The sequence below is a fragment of the Glutamicibacter sp. NPDC087661 genome (genome assembly GCF_044743275.1).
GTDB lineage: Bacteria > Actinomycetota > Actinomycetes > Actinomycetales > Micrococcaceae > Glutamicibacter.
Map to the genome: position 1 here is coordinate 546,859 of NZ_JBIUWE010000001.1, position 20,971 is coordinate 567,829.

Genomic DNA, 20,971 nt, shown 5'->3' on the forward strand with positions numbered 1-20,971 from the left:
GGCCGTATGGAAATTCCCGAAGAGTGGCTGCGGTACTTCGATGAGCTGTCCCGCAGCAGGCCCATGCGCTGGCTGGGATTCGGCACCAGGGAAATCGCGAACTTCCTGCTTCCGGCCTGTTGCGCGGTCTGCGCCCGGGCAGATTTTCGGCTTTGCCCCGAATGCCGCAGTGAAATCCAACGCCAACTGAGCCTGCCGCCCCTGCCGGACACGCATCATCTCTATGTCGAGCTTCCCGCGCTCGGCCAGCAGCTTGCCGTTAGTTCCTGCGGCGCTTACGGCAAGGAGCTGGCTCGGGCTTTGCTGGCATTCAAGAACAAGCAGCGCTACTTCCTCGTCTCGCTCTTCGCCCCTTATCTTGCTGCCGCGCTGAACGCCGGATGCATCCCGCAGCGCGCGAATCTTCCTACCCTGGTGGTGCCGGTGCCCAGTTCGCTCAAGGCAACAGCGCAGCGTGGCTACTCTCCGGTGAAGACGATGCTCGACCACGGCTTCGCTCGCGGGCTGCTGTCGGCAGATCTAGAGTGCCGCACGCTGCTGCACTACCGCCTCGGTTCCGCCTTGGGCGGGGCGCAGAAAACCAAGAGCGGTTCAGACCGGCGCGGCGGCCGAACCCATTTCGTTGCCGAGCGTGCCAGCGCTAATGGCCAGCCGGTCATCCTGGTCGACGACGTCCTAACCACCGGTTCGACGTTGCGGCACGCGGCCATGGCCTGCCATGAGGCAGGATATGACGTCACCAGCGCGGTGGTACTGGCTTTGACGAGACCGCCAAATAATGCACCTGAACAGTAATTACGCTTACCGCGATCGGAAATTGTGAGCCCGGATACTTGAATCTTGGCCACGGTGGCATAAGGTGAAGTATGGGATGCATCACAGATGCAGCTAAAAGCCCATCTTCAGTCCGAAAGGATGGAACTTTCGGACTGTTGTGTCACCCGACTCCCTATTGGAGGACACCATGGAGCTGAACTACAGCGGACGCAACATCACCATTTCGGATCGTTTCCGTGAGTATGTTGACGAGAAAATCACCAAGGTTGACCAGCTGGCCACCAAAATACAGCGCATCGACGTCAAGGTCCTCAAAGAAGCACACGCTCGTGATCAGAGCACTGCACTGTCCGTTGAATTGACCGTTGTTGGCCGTGGCCCAGCAATTCGAGCCGAGGCTCGCGGCGCTGACAAGTTCGCGGCTTTCGACATCGCGTTCGCAAAACTGCTTGAACGCCTGCGCAAGGCCCGCGACAAGCGCAAGGTGCATCGCGGCAACCACACCCCGCTGGCTGTCCACCAGGCAACTGGCGGCCTGCCTACCGCATCGAGCGGCAAGTCGTTGGTTGAAGAAACCATCGAAGCCCAGAAAGCCGCGGAAGCTGCCGAAGTCGAGGCCAACGCCGAGTACTCGCCAGTGGTCATCCGCCGCAAGTCCTTCCCTGCAGAAGTGATGAGCGTTGATGACGCAGTGGACCGCATGGAACTGGTCGGCCATCCGTTCTACCTCTTCATCGATGAAGCCACCGGCGAGCACGCCGTGGTCTATGGCCGCACCCAGTACCAGTACGGTGTCATCTCCTTGGATCCATCACTGAACTCCAATGAAGAAGCCACCAGGGAAACTCGCGGCTACCGTGACAAAGCCTTGGCAACAGAAGGCTAGTCATCGGAACCACAACTAGCGTGGGCGGCCAACGCATTCTCAGCCTCAAGCAGGCACGAAGAATCGCGTTGGCCGCCCAAGGCCTGTCCAAGGGCAGGAAAGAACAACCCGTCACCGCGCGGAGAATCGTCAGCGCTATCGGCAGTATCGCGCAATTGCAGATTGACTCGGTGAACGTCGTTCGCAGGGCCCATTACATGCCGATGTTCGCCCGGCTCGGCGCCTATGACACCAAGGTGCTGGACCAGCTTCTGGCCAAACCGCTCAGCCCTATCACCGAATATTGGGCCCATGAGGCCTCGGTGGTCAGCTCCGAACTCATTCAAGACCTGCGGGTATGGCAGCGCCGAACCTGGATCGATAAATCAGATGGGTTCTCCGCCGAACAGCATGACCTCTCGGATCGCGTCCTTGAATACCTGTCCAATAATCCAGGCTCCAGCGCCCGGCAAATCAGCCAGGCTTTGGACGTCGCCCCGGTCGGGGAGAAAAAGCATTGGGGGTGGAATTGGAATGACACCAAGTTCGTCACCGAGTCGCTTTTCGCCCAAGCCAAGATCTTGACGCTGGGACGCAACTCCCAGTTTGAACGCCGTTACGCACTAGCCGCGGATGTGGTGGGCACGCAACAGGAACTCGATGCGGCGCAGCGGCACGAGGCCCTCGCCCGGCTGGTTGTCCGGGCCATGGATGCCCTTGGCATCGCCACCGCTCACTGCGTCGCAGAGTATTTCCGTCTTCCGGTGCGCGCGGCGAAAGAAGAGCTCGCCCAGCAGGCACGTGCTGGTCTCATCGAAGAAGTACAGGTTGCCGGCATTGCCGAGCCTTGCTATTTGCAGGCCGGCACCGAGATTCCGCGCAGGATCGATCCTGACCTGCGTTTGCTGTCACCTTTTGATTCGATGGTTTTCAATCGCCGCCGGCTGGAGAAGTTCTTCGGGTTCGAATACCGCATCGAAATCTACGTGCCGGAAAATCAGCGCCGCTACGGCTACTACGTTTTCCCGATGCTTTTCGGCGAAGAGTTCGTGGGCCGAGTGGATCTGAAAGCTGACCGGGCCAGGTCGGTGCTGCACGCAAAGCAGGTGCATTACGAGCAGGGTGTCGACGCCAGTGTCGAGGCTGGATTGCGAGCCGAGCTGGATCGCATGGCGCGCTGGCTGGAACTTGAACGAGTGGAAATCGGGCTGTGAAGGGCCTGTTGATCAAATCGCTGTTCGCTATAAGAACAGCGCAAATGGGATTGAAATAGCCAGATGTGCTGTTTTCCTCACGTAGACTGAAGACGCCAGAAATTACTGTGCTTGAGATATTGGGAGCTACCACGTGGCATCATTGCTAGAACGTATTTTGCGTACCGGCGACAAGAAGATTCTGAAGACTCTTCGTAAGTACGCCGACACGATCAATACGTTGGAAGTCGAAATTCGCGAACTTTCGGACGAAGAGCTCAAGGGTGAAACCGACAAGTTCCGCGAACGTTTGGCTAACGGTGAGACGTTGGATGACTTGCTCCCAGAAGCTTTTGCGGTGGTCCGCGAAGCCTCGGACCGGGTCCTTGGCATGCGCCACTTCGATGTCCAGCTCATGGGCGGTGCTGCCCTGCATCTGGGAAACATCGCTGAAATGCGTACCGGTGAAGGCAAGACCCTGGTCGCTACCGCACCGGCTTACCTGAACGCGTTGACCGGTGACGGCGTGCACGTGGTGACAACCAACGACTTCCTCGCCCAGTACCAGTCGGATCTGATGGGTCGCGTCTTCCGCTTCCTCGGTCTGACCTGCGGCTGCATTCTCTCCAGCCAGAAGCCTGCCGAGCGGCGCAAGCAGTATGAAGCCGATATCACCTACGGCACGAACAACGAGTTCGGATTCGACTACCTGCGCGACAACATGGCGTGGAGCAAGGACGAGCTGGTCCAGCGCGGACACAACTTCGTCATCGTCGATGAGGTCGACTCGATCCTGATCGATGAGGCGCGTACCCCGCTGATCATTTCCGGACAGGCTTCGGGAGATGTGAACCGCTGGTACACCGAATTCTCCAAGATCGTCTCGCGACTGAAGCGTGAAGACGATTACGAGGTCGACGAAAAGAAGCGCACCATCGGCGTGCTGGAGTCGGGCATCGAAAAGGTCGAGGACTACCTGGGCATCGATAACCTCTACGAAGCGAACAACACCCCGCTGATCGGCTTCCTGAACAGCGCCATTAAGGCCAAGGAACTGTTCAAGAAGGACAAGGACTACGTCGTTGTCAACGGCGAAGTCATGATCGTTGACGAGCATACCGGCCGTGCACTGGCTGGCCGCCGCTACTCCGAGGGCATGCACCAGGCCATCGAGGCCAAGGAAAACGTTGAGATCAAGGCCGAGAACCAGACTCTGGCCACCGTGACCTTGCAGAACTACTTCCGCATGTACGCCAAGATCTCGGGCATGACCGGTACGGCGCAGACCGAGGCCGCGGAATTCATGGGTACCTACAAGCTGGGCGTGGTGGAGATTCCCACCAATAAGCCAGCAATCCGCATGGACCAGTCGGACTACATCTACAAGAATGAAGTCGCCAAGTTCAATGCTGTGGTTGAGGACATTGCCGAGCGCCATGCGACGGGACAGCCGATCCTGGTGGGCACCACCAGCGTGGAAAAGAGCGAATACCTCTCCCGGCTGCTCTCCAAGAAGGGCATCCGCCACGAGGTGCTCAACGCCAAGCAGCACGCTCGCGAAGCTGCCGTGGTCGCGATGGCCGGCCGCAAGAACGCGGTGACCGTTTCTACCAACATGGCCGGCCGCGGTACCGACATCATGCTCGGCGGCAACGCTGAGTTCCTGGCCGTGGCCGAGATGGAGCGCCGTGGCCTGGATGCGGAGAACAACCCGGAAGAGTACAACACGGTCTGGGACGAAGTCTTTGACAAGGCGAAGGAAACCGTCGCCAACGAATCGAAGGAAGTTGCGGCGCTCGGCGGCCTGTACGTGCTGGGCACCGAACGGCACGAATCACGTCGCATCGATAACCAGCTGCGTGGTCGCTCCGGCCGCCAGGGCGACCCGGGCGAATCGCGTTTCTACCTGTCGATGACCGATGACCTGATGCGCCGGTTCAACTCCGGGATGGCCGAGCGCATCATGAACAACCCGTCGATGCCAGATGACGTGGCGCTGGAATCCAAGATGGTTTCGCGCGCCATTGAGTCCGCCCAGGCACAGGTGGAAGGCGTCAACGCCGAGCAGCGCAAGAATGTGCTGAAATACGATGACGTGATGAACCGCCAGCGTGAAGCGATCTACGCTGACCGCCGTTCCATCCTGGAAGGCGACGACCTCGAAGAAAAGGTCGGCCACTTCCTGGAAGATGTCGTCAAGGCAATGGTCCTGGAAGCGACCCAGGTCGGCGACCCGGACGATTGGGAGCTCAAGTCGTTGTGGACCAACCTCAAGCAGCTGTACCCGATCGGCATCACCATCGATGAAGTTCTCGAAGAGGCCGGCGGAGTGGGGCACCTCTCCGCGCAGTTCCTGGAACGCGAAATCCTCTCGGATGCCCAGTACCAGTACGAAGAGCGGGAAAAGCTTGTTGGTTCTTCCACCATGCGCGATCTGGAGCGCCGTGTAGTGCTCTCGACCATCGGTCGCAAGTGGCAGGAGCACCTGTACGAGATGGATTACCTCAAGGAAGGAATCGGACTGCGTGCCATGGCCCAGCGCGACCCGCTGGTGGAATATCAGCGTGAAGGCTACACCATGTTCCAGACCATGATGGAAGGCATCCGCGAGGAAAGCATCGGAACCCTCTTCAACTTGGAGATCCCCACCGGAGCTGAAGCAGCTGCCGCGCCAGTGGTTGACGAATCGGCGAAGCCGAAGAACCTGCAGTTCACCGGCCCGGATGAAGATGGCGAAGCCAGCACCACTCGCGCCCAGGCAACGTCGAGCAAGAAGAAGAACAAGAAGGCCAAGCGCAGCTAGATTAGCTCCACATCGGTCACCTGCCACCGTCCGTGCCAGGGCTCAATTTTCAGAGCCACGGCACGGACGCGGTATTTAAAGCCCAAGATGACGGTGCATTCCCAAGAACCTGATATGCACCGGTCCAGGTGCAATGAGATGATCTGCCCGTGTGCCGTGCCCGGCAGCGGCTCGAGCGTGTAGCACTGGGTCTCCAGGAGGGCCCGGCGCCGGAGCTTGGCAATGCAAGAGGGCTCCATCACGAATGCCAGCTGATTCACGGTGCGGTACCCAGCCACGATTTCGAAGACCGCGCGGGCTACTGCATGCGAAATCTCAACGATGGCCCGGTGCTCGCTGCGGTAGACAGCAGAGCGATGGAAGATATTGTCCATTGCCCGACGCAGGTGAGCCGGAGCCTGGCAAGGCTCGGCGGCCGAGGTGGCGCCAGCCGGGTTCGGGTCTGGGAGGTTGGCTGCGTAGATGTCCGGTTGATAGTAGCCGGTGTTGGCGCTACGGGGGCTGATGGCGATGGTGCTCATGATGACTCCTAGTTGGGCGTGGGGAAGTTCTTGAATGCGCTTAGCCGGCTGGCGGTAGTTCAAGTACCGTTCCAACTCGCAGCAGGTCCGGGTCGGTGCCGATGGACTTCTTGTTGCGTTGATAGATCTTTGGCCAATAGGCAGAAATTTCTTCCACGGTGGCCTGGGCACCTAGATGTTCTGCCGCTATGGTCCACAGATTCTGCCCTTCAGCGACGACAACTTCTGTGCGTTGCACCGAACGTTGGCCTGGATTCCTGGCCCCGGGGGATACCAGTGGGCTCAGGGGAACGCTCATGGATTCGGGGAACCATTGCGGGCTCGGTACGGAGTTTTGCTGCGGGCCTGCATAGCTGGCTAGTTCTTGGCTGGCGTTTTCCGCCGGGACCTGTGCCAGGGAAACTGCCAGTGGTTCACCCGCGTAGGCTGCAGCGACTGAAGAGAGGGCAATCGAGGTTCCAAGCATTGAGCCTAGAATTCTTCTGCTCAGTGCGGGGGCGATTCGTTCGAAGAACCGCGCTAGCTTCGGCTTGCGGTGGGTGAACGCCCAGCGGATCATCTGGGCCAAGGCCACGCGCAGCAAGTACAGCGTAAGTAACGCCAGGAACGAAAGGCTGACGAGAAGCCTTATGTGGTCCGCTGTGGCGAGCCCATCGACTGGGGACCGGAAGTAATCAGATATCCACTGGATTCCCACATAGATAATGACCAATGACGCTGCCGAAAAGAGCAGCAGCACGAATATTTGCCGTTGGCGAGACACCCGAATCACTTCCTTGAATGAATTTTGATGTCATTTGATGTTGTTTGATGTTCATAGTGACACTTAGAGATCGTTTTGTGAATAGGGTTACGCAAAAATGTTTATTCTCGTACAGTGGGCGCATGCGGTGGGATTCACTCTTCGACGACTTGGAGGCTCAGCTAGCAGAACAGAGCCGGGCGCAGCTGCGTGAAGAAATTGCCGAAAACATCAGGGTTGAACGGGCAACTGCCGAACTGCTGCCTACTCTGATGCGGTTCTACGGACACGAATTGAGCCTCCGGCTGGCCGGGGGAAGCGAACTCCGCGCGAAGCTCGGCCCTTGCGCGACCGATTACATCTGCCTGGAAACAGAGCAGGCCCAATGGGTGATCCGCAGTGGAGCGATTGAATCCTTTGCCCTTCCGCCGAGGCGCGCACCTGCGGTGGAACGGCGGGCGCCGGGCCGCTCGGTGAAGTTTTCCTCGGTTCTGCGGGGATTGCTCCGGGACCGCGCACGATGCCATGTTTTTGGCCGTGCGGGCAGCTCCATGGCTGAAGGAACTCTGACTCAGGTAGCCAAGGATTTTTTGATTATTCTGGTGCATCCTCGCGATGAATTCGCCAGAGCCCAGCAGGCCTCAACGCAACTGCTGATTCCACTGGATGCTATCGGATGGGTCGAAGCGATCACTCTTTCGTGATCCACAAGTGCACGCAAGGTCTTTCCAGCAGGACCAAGTTGTCGTAGGCTCACCATCCATAAGCACCTATGCTGGCGGAAGGTCAAAGCCTTGATCACAGAACAGATCGCCCAGGACGCGCGGACAACCTCGGCCTCGCGTGTGCGACGGCCTAGTTGGAAGGACCCACGCCTGGCTCTCGGCGCGGTGCTCGTAGTCGCTTCGGTCGCGGGAACCGTGTACCTGGTCGGCGAATTGCATCAGACGTCCACGGTGTATGTCGCCAGCACCAATATCACCCTCGGAGAAAAGCTGACCAGCGAGAACATGAAAACTCAAGAAGTCCAGCTTGGCGAAACTCTCGAGAACTACCTGCACACAGATGCGCAGCTCGGCCAGGACGCCCGAGCGAACACCTTTATCAGCGAAGGGCAGCTGATTCCAGTCACCTCGATAATGCACAGTGAAGTGGGATCGCGCAGGCCGGTCAATGTCGATCTTCCGGCAGACCTTTCTTCGTCGATTACCCCCGGTAGCTTTGTTGACGTATGGATTGCCAAACGCGAAACCAGCGGCAGCACCTACGGAGTCCCGGAAAAGCTCTCCTCCATGGTCGAAGTCGCCGCACGCGTTGAAAGCGGCGGGGGACTGGTGGGAACCCAAGGCACCAACCTGGAACTGCTGGTGGAACCGAATCAGCTTGAACCGCTGCTTCAAGCGCTGGCAAACGAATCGAGAATTATCGTCGTCTACAACCCGGCCGGGACCGAACAATGAGTATTTCGGTCGTAGTGCTCGGCGACCAGGAGAAAATCGTCCGGCAAATCGAAGGGTACCGCGGGGAACTGATGGTCACCCGCGTCTGCTCCGGCATAGCCGAAGCCATTGCCGCTTGCGATACCGGAATGGCTGATGTGCTGATCGTTGCCGACGCCCAGCTGGTGCCGCCCATGGAACAACTTGATGCGTTGCTGATGCGCCAGACAGCGGTTGTCCTGTTCTTTGACCGGCCCGAAGACTGGAAGCCATTGCCTGATGTCCTTCATCTGCCTGCGGATTCCGGCATGGCCGAGCTGGAAGGACGCATCAGGGGCGTAGTTCAGTCATTGAATCATTCTGGAACCGACGGAACGCTCGCGGTTCCCGAACCGGAGGACGACTCTACGGGCCGGAACGGAAGAATCGTCAGCTTCTGGAGCGCCCCTGGATCTCCCGGGCGCAGTACCGTCGCGCTGAATTATGCGGTGGAAACGGCGGCAGCAGGAAAAACCGTGGTGCTTCTGGACGCAGATACCTACGCCGCCAGCATCGCCATTCAATTGGGGCTCATGGACGAATCGGCATCCATCGCGCAGTTGTGCCGTGCCATCGACGCCGGCTCGATGGATGTTGCCCGACTCAACGCTGCATGTTCCTTGGTCCAGGTCGGGGAGGCGACCATGCGCGTGGCGACCGGAATCCCGCGTGCTAGCCGGTGGCCCGAGGTCCGGGCCTCGGCGCTGCGGCGAGCGGCCATGCTGCTCAAAGTTCACTACGACCTGGTCGTATTGGATTTGGCTCCGTACATTGAATTGGACGAACAGCTCAGTTTCGATACCCAAGCACCACAGCGAAACGCTGTCACCGTCGAGATGCTCCAGTGCTCCGATGAGCTTTTCATGATCGTGCGTGCCGACAGCTTGGGAATTCCGCGTGCACTTCGCGCCATCGACGAATTGGAGGATGCACTGCCCGGGCTGAATCCGAAAATCGTCTTCAACCGCGTGGGAGCCAGCAGTACCGGGCGCAGCCCGAAGCGCAGGTTGATTGAAGCGTGGGACCGGTTTGGGCCGACGCACCAAATCGCAGGGTATCTGCCCGAGGACAGCGCCGCGTGCAACGCGGCAGTGCTGGGAGGAAGCCCATTGCTCGAAATCGCACCTCGGTGCCTATTGCGTATGGAAATACGGTCTTTGGCCGGCATAAATTCCACGGATTCACCCAAGAAATGGAATAGTCGTCGATTTCACTCCGAAGCTTGAACCCCAGAGGTGAAAACCGAGTAATGTGGGTAAAACTAGAGATCCGCAAAGGCGCGGGTTGATCGAACTTTGTTCTTGGAGGCGTTCTTTTGAACTCGTCGGAATCCAGCATGTCAGAATCATTCATGGATGAGACACTCACCTCGAAATTGGTGAGCGAGTACTATGGCCAAATTGCGACCGAAGACGTGGCGGCCTACCGGCCAGACGAACTCGAAGCTCGCGTGGCAGCACATCTGGAAATCGGGTATCAGCGTGATGCTGAAAACGCTAATGTCGCCATTACCCGCAACAACGGAATTTCAGTGGTCCACATCGTCACCGATGACATGCCATTCCTTGTTGATTCGGTAACTGCCGCACTAGTGCAGCTGAATTCACCAATTCAGCTGGTAGTGCATCCGACGTTCGTTGTCTCCCGCAAGACCGAGACCGGCGAAATTTCAAAGATCAGCCATGCTGGTCTGCAGCATGTTGCCAGCGGTGACACCGCTGCGCTCTCGGATTTGAGCACCCTGATTTCGGCCGGTGCAGAAACCCGCATCGAATCGTGGATTTCAGTCGAGCTCGCTCGCGAGCTCAGCGATGAGCAGGCCAAGGAATTTGTTGAGCGCCTCTATAGCGTTCTGGCAGATGTGCGTGTTGCAGTGAAGGACTGGCCGGCCATGCTGGACCGGGCCAAGGATATTGCGCAGAGCCTTCCGCAGACTCCGAAGGCTGAGGAAATCGCCGAGGTGCAGCAGGCATCGGAGCTGCTGGACTGGTTAGCTGACGGAAAGTTCACGTTCCTGGGCTACCGCGACTACTCGCTGGAAACCATCAACGGCGAAGACGTCCTGGTCGCCCGCCCAGGCAGCGGCTTGGGACTGATGCGCGATCTGGCGGACCAAGGTCCACAGCACCTGACCAAGCGCGGCCGCATCACCGCTCGCGACAAGCGTGCGCTGATCGTGACCAAGGCGAACTCCCGTTCCACCGTTCACCGTGGCGTGTACCTGGACTATGTCGGAGTCAAGAGCTTCGATGCCAATGGCGAAGTCAACGGCGAACGCCGTTTCATCGGCCTCTTCTCCTCCAGTGTTTACACCTCGAGCGTGAAGACCGTCCCGCTGGTACGCGAAAAGGTTGAAGCGGTGCTGAAGCGCACCGGCTTCGCGCCTGATTCCCACTCGGGCAAGGACATCACCACCATTCTGGAAAGCTACCCACGCGATGAGATGTTCCAGATCTCTGTCGACGAGTTGACCAAGATTGCCCTCGGTATCCTGCGCCTGCAGGAACGCCGCCGCACCTCGGTCTTCCTTCGCAAGGACGACTACGGCCGCTTCGTCACTGCCATGGTGTTCCTGCCACGTGATCGTTTCTCCACCGCAGTGCGCCTGCGGGTGGAGCAGGAGCTGCAGCGCAGCTTCAACGCAGAATCCGTTGAATATGAAGCGCAGCTGGGTGCCGGCGCGCTCGTTCGCTTGTTCTACCGGCTGCGCCTGCAACGCCACGGACTGGCCCCCGTGGTTGACCGCAAGGCACTGGAGGATCGTATTGCCAAGGCCGTGCGCTCCTGGTCTGACGCCATCGTTGACACCGCCCGCGCGCGCCTGGAACTGGGCGATGCCAACACGCTGTCCAATGCTTGGGCCGAAGCTTTCCCGGCTTCCTACAAGGTGCAGTTCGAAATCGAAGATGCGCTGAAGGATATTGACCTGCTCACCGAGTTGAGCAGTCCAGAAGTCGATGGCCCGGTTGTCTCCTTCTACGATGACGAGAAGCAGGATGAGGATTCTGCTGTTTCCAAGCGCATGAAGATCTATGTGACCAAGCCGCTGCTGCTCTCGCGCATACTGCCAGTTCTGCAGCATCTGGGTCTGGAAGTCGTCGATGAACGCCCCTACGAGCTGAATCCAGAAGGAATCGGCGAACGCTACATCTACGACATGGGCCTGAAGATCGATGAGGAGATCAACTTCCAGGCCGTGGAAGCCAAGCTGGCTGAGGCCTACTGCGCAGTGGTCCGCAACCTCGCCGAATCCGACAGCCTTAACGCACTGGTGCTGCACGAGGGACTCACGTGGGAGGAAGTCTCGATGCTTCGTGCCTACGCCCACTACCTGCTGCAGCTCGGGGTTCCGAACTCCACTGGCTTCATCGCCAGCACCCTGGTTGGCAACCCGTCAGTCACCCACGCCATTGTGGAGCTGTTCCAGGCCACCTTCGACCCGCAGCTGAGCTCCGTGGCTTCGGAAGCTGCTCGGCAGAAGGCGCACGCAAAGGTCGCCGAAGCGCTGGAATCCGTGCCAACGTTGGATGCCGACACCTTGCTGCGCCGTTTCGTGAAGGTGATCGAAGCGACCAAACGCACCAACTACTTCACCACCCACAAGGCACTGGCATTCAAGCTGGCCCCGGAAGAGATCGATTTCGCGCCATTCCCGCGTCCGAAGCACGAACTGTGGGTCTACTCGCCGCGTGTTGAGGGTACCCACTTCCGCTTCGGCGCCGTGGCCCGCGGTGGCCTGCGCTGGTCCGATCGCCGAGAAGATTTCCGTACGGAAGTGCTAGGTCTGGTCAAGGCCCAGATGGTCAAGAACTCCGTCATCGTGCCAACTGGTGCCAAGGGCGGTTTCTACGCCAAGCAGCTTCCCAATCCAGCTCTCGACCGCGGTGCATGGATGGAAGAAGGCAAGGGCGCGTACAAGGTCTTCATCCGCACCCTGCTGGAGCTGACCGACAACATGGTTACCGACGAAAACGGTGAGCACATCGAAGCCCCTGCCAACGTGGTTCGTCGCGATGGCGATGATTCCTACCTGGTGGTCGCTGCCGACAAGGGCACCGCGAGCTTCTCCGATATCGCCAACTCGATCTCGGCCGACAAGGGCCACTGGCTGGGCGATGCCTTTGCTTCGGGCGGCTCGGTGGGCTACGACCACAAGGGCATGGGCATCACCGCACGCGGCGCCTGGGAATCGGTGAAGCGCCACTTCTTCGAGTTGGGCATCGACACCCAGAAGGACGAATTCACCGCCGTCGGCGTGGGCGATATGTCCGGAGACGTGTTCGGCAACGGTTTGCGCCGTACCCCCACCGTGAAGCTGGTGGCGGCCTTCGACCACCGTGATATCTTCCTGGATCCGAACCCGAATCCCCAGGTCGCCTTTGACGAGCGCCAGCGCCTGTATGATCTGCCACGCTCCAGCTGGGCAGACTACAACAAGGAGCTGCTCTCGGCCGGAGGCGGCGTGTACTCGCGCAGCCTCAAGTCCGTGCCGGTTAGCGCCGAGGTCCGCGAGGTCCTGGGATTGGACGCCGGCACCACCAAGCTGAGCCCTAACGAACTGCTCAAGGCCATCCTCTCAGCGCCAGTGGACCTGCTCTACAACGGCGGTATTGGTACCTACGTGAAGTCAGCGGCTGAAACCCACGGCCAGGTCGGCGACCGAGCCAACGACGCCATCCGCGTCGACGGCGCAGATCTGCGCGTGAAAGTTGTTGGCGAAGGCGGCAACTTGGGCATGACCCAGCTGGGCCGTATTGAGGCAGCCCGCAAGGGCGTCCTGCTGAACACCGATGCCATTGACAACTCTGCTGGCGTGGACACTTCTGACCGCGAAGTGAACATCAAGATCTTCGTGGACCGCCAGATCAAGGCGGGCAATCTCACCGAGGCTGAACGCACGGAGTTCCTGCTCTCGATGACCGATAACATCGGTGATCTGGTGCTGACGACCAACTTCGAACAGAACGTGTTGTTGCTCAATGAGAAGCATGCGGCACTGACCTGGACACCAGCGTACGAGCGCCTGATGCAGTGGCTGGAAGCCCATGCTGACTTGAACCGTGGCTTGGAGTTCTTGCCAAACGCGGATCAGCTGGAAGAGCGCCGCGCCGCTGGCGAGGCGATGACCACCCCAGAGCTCTCGGTGCTGGCCGCATACGCGAAGATCCAGCTGGCGAACGCGCTGACCGAATCCGATCTCGCCGATGATCCGTACTTCACCCGGACCCTGCGCCGCTACTTCCCAACCAAGTTGGTAGAGCGTTTCGGGGATCAGCTCGAAAGCCATCCGTTGCGCCGAGAAATCATCGCGACCGTGATCGCCAACGACATCGTGAACATGGGCGGCATCACCTACGTCTTCCGTGCCATGGAAGAAACCAGTGCCAGCGAAGTCCAGATTGCCAAGGTCTTCTGCGCGCTGCGTGAGATCTACGGATTCGACCGCCAGTTCGATGCGATCAATGCACAGCCTGCCGGAACCGATCTGGAACACTGGGGCCGCCAGCACCACGACATGCGCCGCCTGCTGGACCGTGCCACCCGCTGGTTCATCAACCGCGTCGATCAGGAACTGCTGGTCACCGAAGCGGTCAAACGCTACGAAGCGACGGTTACCGAACTGCGTGAGGCCCTGCCAACCTTGGTTCGGGGCACTGACCTCCAGAGATTCCAGGAGTGGCGTGAAGAGGCCATGGACCAGGGGATCCCGGAGCGTCGTGCCAGCATGTGGGCGACTCAGTTCGAATCCTACGCGCTGCTGGACGTGGCAGAATATGTGCACCGCACCGGGACCGCTCCGGTCAAGGTTGCAGAAACATACTACGTGCTCTACGACTTGTTCGATGTGGACAGCCTGCTGAATCGCATCACCAACCTTCCTCGCTCGGATCGTTGGCAGGCGCTGGCTCGTGCCGCAATGCGCGATGACCTGTACACCACGATCATCGACCTGACCGGCAACATCCTGGATGCCCACGGCGATATTGCTGACCCGGCAGAGCGTGTTGCTGCATGGGAAGAGGCAAACGCGGCTAACCTTGATCGTGCGAAGACTATGTTCGCGGAAGTGAACAGCCTGGAACGAGACGACATGGCTTCACTTTCCGTGGCACTTCGCCTCTTGCGTTCCATCGTCCGAAGGTAAATACCGCCAATGGCCCTCATCACCGAAGAATTACGTCAACGTGCTGCACTAGCGCCCGGTGATGAGGATTGGCTCCACCTCCTGGTGGGGGACTGGCAACTGGTCTCGGATCTAGCATTCGCAGACCTGGTGCTCTGGTTCCCCACCGGGGACGGTTCCTATACGGCTTTGGCACACGTGCGCCCTTCCACCTCGCATACCGCCTTCCATAGCGACTTCGTGGGAGAACGGATCCGCAAGGATCTGCGCATCATGGTGGACCGCGCTTGGGAAACCAAGCAAGTGCAACGCTCGGCCGAACAAGCCGGCAAAGATATCATCATGGGGTTGACCACGGTGCAGGCGATTCCGCTAGTGCGCCAGAACCAACCGGTTGCGGTCATCACTTCCCACTTCGATCCGAACCAGTCCCGCACACCCAGCAATCTGGAATTGGTCTACCGGCAAAGCGCTGATGACCTGTTGCAGATGGGTACCCAAGGGCTGTGGCCGGACTTCGCCAGCCCTACCGGCTCCCGCCGTGGCGCGCCGCGCGTCGGTGATGGTTTCATCCGGCTCAACGTTGATGGAGCCGTCGAATTCGCCAGCCCGAACGCTGTTTCAGCTTTCCGCCGATTAGGCGCAGCTGATGTCCTCCAGGGCCAGCCACTGGCTGATCTGACGATGGCACTGGTCAGCGACCGTCGTGTAGTCGACGAAACTCTTCCGCTGGTGCTCCAGGGCAAGATGCCATGGCGTACCGAGGTGGAACATCGCGGAGTCACCCTCTCCCTGCGTGCCATTCCGCTGCGCAACGAATCAAAGCGCTGGGGCGCACTGGTGCTGTGCCGCGATGTGTCCGAACTGCGCCGTCGCGAAAAAGAACTGGTCACCAAGGACGCTACGATCCGTGAAATCCATCATCGCGTGAAGAACAACTTGCAGACTGTCGCGGCGCTGTTGCGCATGCAATCGCGCAGGATGAGCTCAGAGGACGGCAAGCAGGGCCTGGAGCAGGCAATGCGACGAGTCTCCACTATCGCTTCGGTCCACGACTTCCTGTCCAAGGGCCTGAACGAAACCGTCAAATTTGATGATCTGATGGATCGCCAGTTCCGTCTGATCGTGGAAATCGCTTCTCCGGAGCAAAGGGTATCCACGCGTCGTGAAGGCGAATTCGGCATGCTTGACGCTGATTTGGCGACACCGTTGTCACTGGTGATCAATGAGCTGGTGACTAATGCCGTGGAACATGGACTAGCGCATCGCAACGGTGAAGTCGCGCTGGTTGCCGAACGCTACAAGGGTGCCGATAGCAAGGATTGGCTACGGGTTGTCATTGAAGATGACGGCCACGGGTTGCCAGAAGAGCCACGCCGCGAGGGACTTGGGCTGCAAATTGTCCGCACTCTGGTTACCAGCGAACTATCGGGTGAAATCCGTTGGGTACAGAGCGAGAAGGGCGGGACCAAGGTGGTAATCGACATGCCATTGGATCTTGACCACCGTACAGGCTAGGAGCAGCCTGATCAGCTGCAACAAAAAAAGAGGCACTTCCAACACACCGTGTTGGAAGCGCCTCTCCTTTTGGCTATTTAGCGGTAATTCTTCATGTGAGCCTTGATGCTGGCTACATAATGCTTGGTGTCTTCGTACATGCCGTTGTTACGAACACCGGCCAGGCCCTGGTAGTACGATGCGATTGCGTTGTCCAGGTTGTCGGTGTTGTCCAAATTGTAGGCAATTACTGCGACACCAGCGACAACGTTATCCCGTGGGTTCAGGACGTTCAGGTCCTGGCCAATGACCGATGCGATCCAGTCACCGGTGCTTGGCAGTACCTGCATGGCGCCAACGGCGTTAGCAGGGGAGACCGCACGCATGTTGAAGCCAGACTCCTGGTACGCGTGAGCCAACGCCAGAGCCGGGTCAACGCCCATGCTCTTTGCAGTGGAACGGATCAGGTCCTGCATCTCGCCGCGGCTCGGGACACTGATCGAGTCAAGGTAGTCCTTGTTCGAGTTAGCATCTCGCACAACGTGATCTGCGTAGGTACGACCAGCGAAGCTATTGCCGATCTTCTGCTTCTTGACCTGACCCGACGGTGCAACCGAGGAGCCCGAAACCTTCAGCTTGGCGCCGATCTTCAATGGCGTGCTCGAGCTGTACTCGGGGTTCAAATCCAGCAAGGTGGCCAGCTTCATGTCGTGGCTGGTCGCGATGCCACTGAGAGTATCGCCGGACTTCACGGAGTAGGTCGACGTCTTGGCCTTGGCCTTGGGCGCAGCAGTGCTCTTCGGCGAGGAGCTCGAAGACGACGTGCCACCCGAGACCTTGATCTTGCTGCCTGGGAAGATCGGCTTGCTGGCAGAGATGTCATTGGTCTTCAACAGATCGGACAAGCTCATGCCGTGCTTGGCCGCAATGCCGCTGAGCGTGTCACCGGACTTGACGGTGTAGCTTGAAGAACCGGAGGAGGAGGACTTCTTCTGGGAGGACTTCGACGAAGAGCCAGAGGACGAAGAACCCTTGACCTTGATCTTGTCGCCAGGGAAGATCACCTTGCTGGCCGAGATATCGTTCTTGCTAAGGAGCGAAGACAAGCTCATATTGTGCTTGATGGCGATGCTTCCGAGGGTGTCACCGTTCTTCACAGTGTAGGTTGAAGAACCCGACGAAGAAGAAGTTTTCTTCGTCTGCGTCGTATTGCTGGAGCTCGACGCCGAACCCTTGACCTTCAGCTTATTGCCGGGGAAGATTACCTTGCTTGCAGAGATGTCATTCTTCTTCAACAGATCAGACAAGCTCATGTCGTGCTTGCTCGCAATGCCGCTGAGGGTGTCACCGTTCTTGACGGTGTAAGTGGCGGTACTTGAAGATGACGAGCTCGAAGACTTGCCCTTGGGGCTGTTTTTCGAAGCATGACCGGAGACCTTGAGTGTCTTGCCGGCGACGATTGAATCATTCTTAAGATTATTGAGCTTCTTCAGCTCTGACACGGTTGTGTCATATTCCCGAGCGATGCTCCATAGGGACGCACCTGCCGGGATCTTGATTTCAGAAACATCTCGTTTAGCTGGTAATCCCAGCGTAGATACTCGCGAAGCGATCAGGTGGGCCTTGATCTGGTCTTCAGCGACCTTGATGGTCTCCGGAGTTACCGACTTGGCAAAGCTTCCTGAGGTGTTGGGAACAGTCATCGGTGCTGCCTGCGCTGCGGGAGCTAAGGCGAGGCTGCCAATGACCGCAGCGGGAATGGCCGCGCCTGCTACAACGCCTAACGCATGCTTGGAAGCATGTTTGGATTCGTGGGGCATGGAGTCAATCCTCATTTATACGGTGAAAATAACGGGCTTTGCTCCGCAGGTAACAGAGGGGAAGTGGTACCCCATGTTGACTGTGATGCAATTGTTATCAAAGTGATACAAGAAAATTTACACTACTCCTGTGACTCATGGGAACTGCTGAGGTGAGTTTCATCCAAATTTCTGCGCGGATCAGGAATTTGTGGGAACCTTAAGGGGTGAAGGAAACCGTAGATCTCGTCGGCCAGTGGCTGACCCTGCCCGATGTGGCTGAAGAATTAGATGTAGATATTCGCCGCGTGCACCGACTGCTGGATGAGCGTGCCATTGTTTCGTTGAGAATTGGCGCTCGCAATGTCCGTTCGATCCCTGCAGATTTTCTCCAAGACGGAGTAGTGGTGGAAAGCCTGAAGGGCACTCTTTCGGTACTCTTGGATGCCGGCTTCTCCGATGAGGAATCGGTTATTTGGCTGTTCACCGAGGATGAATCGCTGCCCGGCACTCCAATGAATGCTCTGCGCACCGGACGTAAAACTGAAATCCGTCGGCGGGCGCAGGCCATGGGCTGGTAATGGCCCGGACGAACTAGCCTCAGTAATAACAAAAGGTCTCAACCGTATTCCATATCGCATGGATGGTTGAGACCTTTCGTTATGTCTTAGTAACGAATCGCTATTTACTTCTCTTTGTCACTGCATCACTGAGCTGCTGCATTCCCGCTAAGGCGAGGGGCGTGACGTGCAATGCGTTCAGGGCGAGATCTGATTGGGTGGTCAACTCACTAATGCTCTGCTCGGTGGCCGCCAGGGCGCCGCTATCGCGCAGAATACCGCTTAGTCTCAACACTTCTTCTTCGCTGAGATCCACTGCGCCGAGGCGACTCTGAATGAAGTCCTGTTCGTCAGAAGTTGATAGCAAGAGGGCGTGGGCAATCAATTCCGTGCGCTTGCCTTCTTGCAAATCGCCGCCGGTCGGCTTCCCTGTGACTGCTGGATCGCCAAACACGCCCAGAACATCGTCACGTAGCTGGAATGCCTCACCCAGCGGAAGCGCGAATGCGGAGTAGCGCTCCATAAGAGCCTCGCTGGCGCCGGCCAACGCGCCGCCAAGCAAGAATGGGTTTTCAGTGGAGTATTTGGCTGACTTGAAGCGCACGATAGTGCGAGCTCGCTTGACCGCTTCCTTCGGATCGTAGGCGGGGCCCGCAGACTCTTCTAGAACATCAAGATACTGCCCGGCCATCACCTGGGTGCGCATCTGATTGAAGATGGTACGCGCCCGAGCGTTGAGGGAAGCAATACCTGAGAAGACTTCCTCGCTCAACGACAGGCATAGGTCGCCGGTAAGGATTGCGCTGGCCATGCCGTAGCTCGTTGCGCTCCCCGCAAGCCCAAGTTCTCGGTGCTGGGCCTCGAAGCGCTTGTGAACGCTCGGCTGACCGCGTCGTGTATCGGAATTGTCGATGATGTCGTCATGAATCAGCGCGGCTCCTTGGAAGAGTTCCAAGGCCACCCCGAGTTGGACGATGTCGCGTTCATCGGGCCGACCACCTGCACCGAGGTAACCCCAGAAAGCGAACAGGGCGCGAAGCCGCTTGCCGCCACGGGTCAGTGACGTGATCGCATTGACGATTTCGACGGCGCTGCTAGTAATCTGACCAACTTCAACGCTTTTCGCAGCCAGGAATTCTTCCAATAACTGAGCAACGTCAGAAGTGTAGGTACGGCTCAAGCTCTGGGCTTCAGTGTTGAGGTCCGGCACAGAATCAGGCATCGACATGCAAAATCATTTCTACGGGTAAACAACTAGTGGTTAGCAACAACTCTACCGGTGATTCCCGCCCGGCGAAGAAGGCACCCAAAGTACGCGGGGTGGGAACGGAATCCGAATATACATTCGAGTAAGCTGGTGGTGCAGCCGAACGAGGGGAGAGGAATTGAAATGGTGGATCGTGCAATCCTCCATGTCGATATGGACGCCTTCTTTGTTTCAGTGGAACTGCGGGACCGCCCTGACCTAGTAGGCAAGCCAGTTATTGTAGGCCACCGTTCAGGCCGGAGCGTGGTGCTCTCTGCGTCTTATGACTGCCGAGCTCGCGGGATCCATTCGGCCATGCCGATGAGCCAAGCCATCCCGCTGCTACCGCAAGCTACCGTGATCGAGCCGAGCCATCACAAGTACACGCAAGCCTCGGCCCAGATCATGGCGTACTTCCGCACATTGACGCCTCTGGTTGAGCAAGTCAGTGTCGACGAAGCGTTCCTAGACGTTACTGGAAGCATGCGCATGCTTGGCGGGCCAGTGCAGATCGCTCAGCAGATCCGCGAATATATACGCAAAGAAATGGGACTGCCGGCCAGCGTGGGCATTGCAAGGAATAAATTCGTTGCGAAACTCGCTTCGACGTACGCCAAGCCTGACGGCATGGCGGTAGTTGCGCCCGAGCGAACCGAAGAATTCCTGCACGAATTACCCGTGTCGAAAATGTGGGGCGTGGGAAAACGAACCGCTAGTCAGCTTCACTCCTTGGGGATTGAGACCGTGGGGCAACTCGCTGGCGAGCCAGAAGCAAGATTGATTAGCCGGTTGGGGGAACACGGCCGCGCCCTTTATTTGCTCTCGCGGGGGATCGATAACCGTCCGGTGGAGGTTAGCCGGGATGAGAAGAGCATTTCATCGGAACATACCTTTGCGGTGGATATCACCGATCCCCAGGTGCTTGAGGGCGAACTTTTGCGGCTGAGCCATAAGGTCGGTCAACGGCTGCGGCAGCACGGCAAATCAGCCAACGGTGTTGGGCTCAAGATCAAGTACAAGGACTTTTCTGGAATTACGCGTTCGAAGGCGCTCGCAGCTGCGACAGATTCTTCAACGAAAATTAGCGAGTCCGCGCTGGCCCTTCTGCGAAAATTGACCCCTATGCCGCAACCGGTCCGGCTGATCGGGGTGAAAGCTGAACGGTTGCAAGATTACGAGTTGGGTCTGCAATTTAGCTTGGACCCCCGCGAAGAGAAAGCCCGAGAAGCGGAACGCATCGCTGACCAGATCGGACAGAGATTCCCGCAGTCCATCGTGACCCCAGCACGTTTTCTGCGCCCCAAGGAATAAACACATTCTGTGTAGAACGTATGGATATCTGGACAGTGGGGAAGATCAACTAGCA

The 20,971-nt window shown here is 58.3% G+C and carries 15 protein-coding genes; 11 read left to right on the forward strand and 4 right to left on the reverse strand.

Translation table 11 applies throughout. The annotated features are described in order from the left end of the window. The first annotated feature begins 6 nt into the window (after positions 1-6). The 4 genes from ACIOTN_RS02635 (at position 7) to secA (ending at position 5,638) form a co-directional block, all read left to right on the forward strand. Positions 7-795: a ComF family protein gene (locus ACIOTN_RS02635; RefSeq protein ID WP_105661492.1), complete on the forward strand. Its 789-nt coding sequence runs from the start codon at positions 7-9 to the stop codon at positions 793-795. A gap of 169 nt (positions 796-964) precedes the next feature. Further along, positions 965-1,663, forward strand: a complete 699-nt coding sequence (gene hpf, locus ACIOTN_RS02640; RefSeq protein ID WP_105656863.1) for a ribosome hibernation-promoting factor, HPF/YfiA family — start codon at positions 965-967, stop codon at positions 1,661-1,663. Between the two features lie 20 nt (positions 1,664-1,683). Next, positions 1,684-2,856, forward strand: a complete 1,173-nt coding sequence (locus ACIOTN_RS02645; protein WP_402734766.1) for a winged helix-turn-helix domain-containing protein — start codon at positions 1,684-1,686, stop codon at positions 2,854-2,856. A gap of 133 nt (positions 2,857-2,989) precedes the next feature. Next, a complete protein-coding gene (gene secA, locus ACIOTN_RS02650) occupies positions 2,990-5,638 on the forward strand; it encodes a preprotein translocase subunit SecA (RefSeq protein WP_105661490.1) in 2,649 nt (882 codons plus the stop codon). Here the strand turns inward: secA and ACIOTN_RS02655 are convergent. Further along, positions 5,635-6,159, reverse strand: a complete 525-nt coding sequence (locus ACIOTN_RS02655; RefSeq protein ID WP_105656818.1) for an Rv3235 family protein — start codon at positions 6,157-6,159, stop codon at positions 5,635-5,637. The two genes, secA and ACIOTN_RS02655, sit on opposite strands and share 4 nt — an antisense overlap. A gap of 40 nt (positions 6,160-6,199) precedes the next feature. Continuing rightward, positions 6,200-6,922, reverse strand: coding sequence for a hypothetical protein (locus tag ACIOTN_RS02660; protein ID WP_146112239.1), 723 nt, complete (start codon positions 6,920-6,922; stop codon positions 6,200-6,202). A 47-nt stretch (positions 6,923-6,969) separates the two neighbouring features. On the opposite strand from ACIOTN_RS02660, the gene ACIOTN_RS02665 reads away from it, so the two are divergent. From ACIOTN_RS02665 to ACIOTN_RS02685, 5 genes are all read left to right on the forward strand, one after another. Next, the gene (locus ACIOTN_RS02665) at positions 6,970-7,605 is read left to right on the forward strand and encodes a hypothetical protein (protein ID WP_402734767.1); all 636 of its coding nucleotides are present in this window, start codon (positions 6,970-6,972) and stop codon (positions 7,603-7,605) included. Between the two features lie 90 nt (positions 7,606-7,695). Further along, positions 7,696-8,361: a flagella basal body P-ring formation protein FlgA gene (locus ACIOTN_RS02670; protein ID WP_166650796.1), complete on the forward strand. Its 666-nt coding sequence runs from the start codon at positions 7,696-7,698 to the stop codon at positions 8,359-8,361. Beyond that, complete coding sequence (locus ACIOTN_RS02675; protein ID WP_105661489.1) at positions 8,358-9,605, forward strand: chromosome partitioning protein; 1,248 nt, start codon at positions 8,358-8,360, stop codon at positions 9,603-9,605. The genes ACIOTN_RS02670 and ACIOTN_RS02675 overlap by 4 nt, the downstream gene beginning before the upstream one ends. Positions 9,606-9,730: 125 nt before the next feature. After that, positions 9,731-14,524: an NAD-glutamate dehydrogenase gene (locus ACIOTN_RS02680; RefSeq protein WP_105656862.1), complete on the forward strand. Its 4,794-nt coding sequence runs from the start codon at positions 9,731-9,733 to the stop codon at positions 14,522-14,524. A gap of 9 nt (positions 14,525-14,533) precedes the next feature. Next, entirely contained in the window at positions 14,534-16,021 is a 1,488-nt protein-coding gene (locus ACIOTN_RS02685; RefSeq protein ID WP_105656813.1) for a sensor histidine kinase, read from the forward strand. Between the two features lie 77 nt (positions 16,022-16,098). Here the strand turns inward: ACIOTN_RS02685 and ACIOTN_RS02690 are convergent, their stop codons facing one another. Then, entirely contained in the window at positions 16,099-17,820 is a 1,722-nt protein-coding gene (locus tag ACIOTN_RS02690) for a lytic transglycosylase domain-containing protein (RefSeq protein ID WP_166650794.1), read from the reverse strand. A 206-nt stretch (positions 17,821-18,026) separates the two neighbouring features. Between ACIOTN_RS02690 and ACIOTN_RS02695 the strand changes: the two genes are divergently transcribed. Continuing rightward, positions 18,027-18,380, forward strand: a complete 354-nt coding sequence (locus ACIOTN_RS02695; RefSeq protein ID WP_105656811.1) for an Rv2175c family DNA-binding protein — start codon at positions 18,027-18,029, stop codon at positions 18,378-18,380. Positions 18,381-18,480: 100 nt separating this feature from the next. On the opposite strand, the gene ACIOTN_RS02700 is transcribed toward ACIOTN_RS02695, so the two are convergent. Beyond that, positions 18,481-19,587 (reverse strand): polyprenyl synthetase family protein, encoded by a 1,107-nt coding sequence (locus tag ACIOTN_RS02700; RefSeq protein WP_105656810.1) that lies wholly within the window; start codon positions 19,585-19,587, stop codon positions 18,481-18,483. A gap of 162 nt (positions 19,588-19,749) precedes the next feature. On the opposite strand from ACIOTN_RS02700, the gene dinB reads away from it, so the two are divergent. Next, complete coding sequence (gene dinB / locus ACIOTN_RS02705; RefSeq protein ID WP_133834285.1) at positions 19,750-20,916, forward strand: DNA polymerase IV; 1,167 nt, start codon at positions 19,750-19,752, stop codon at positions 20,914-20,916. Positions 20,917-20,971: the final 55 nt, after the last annotated feature.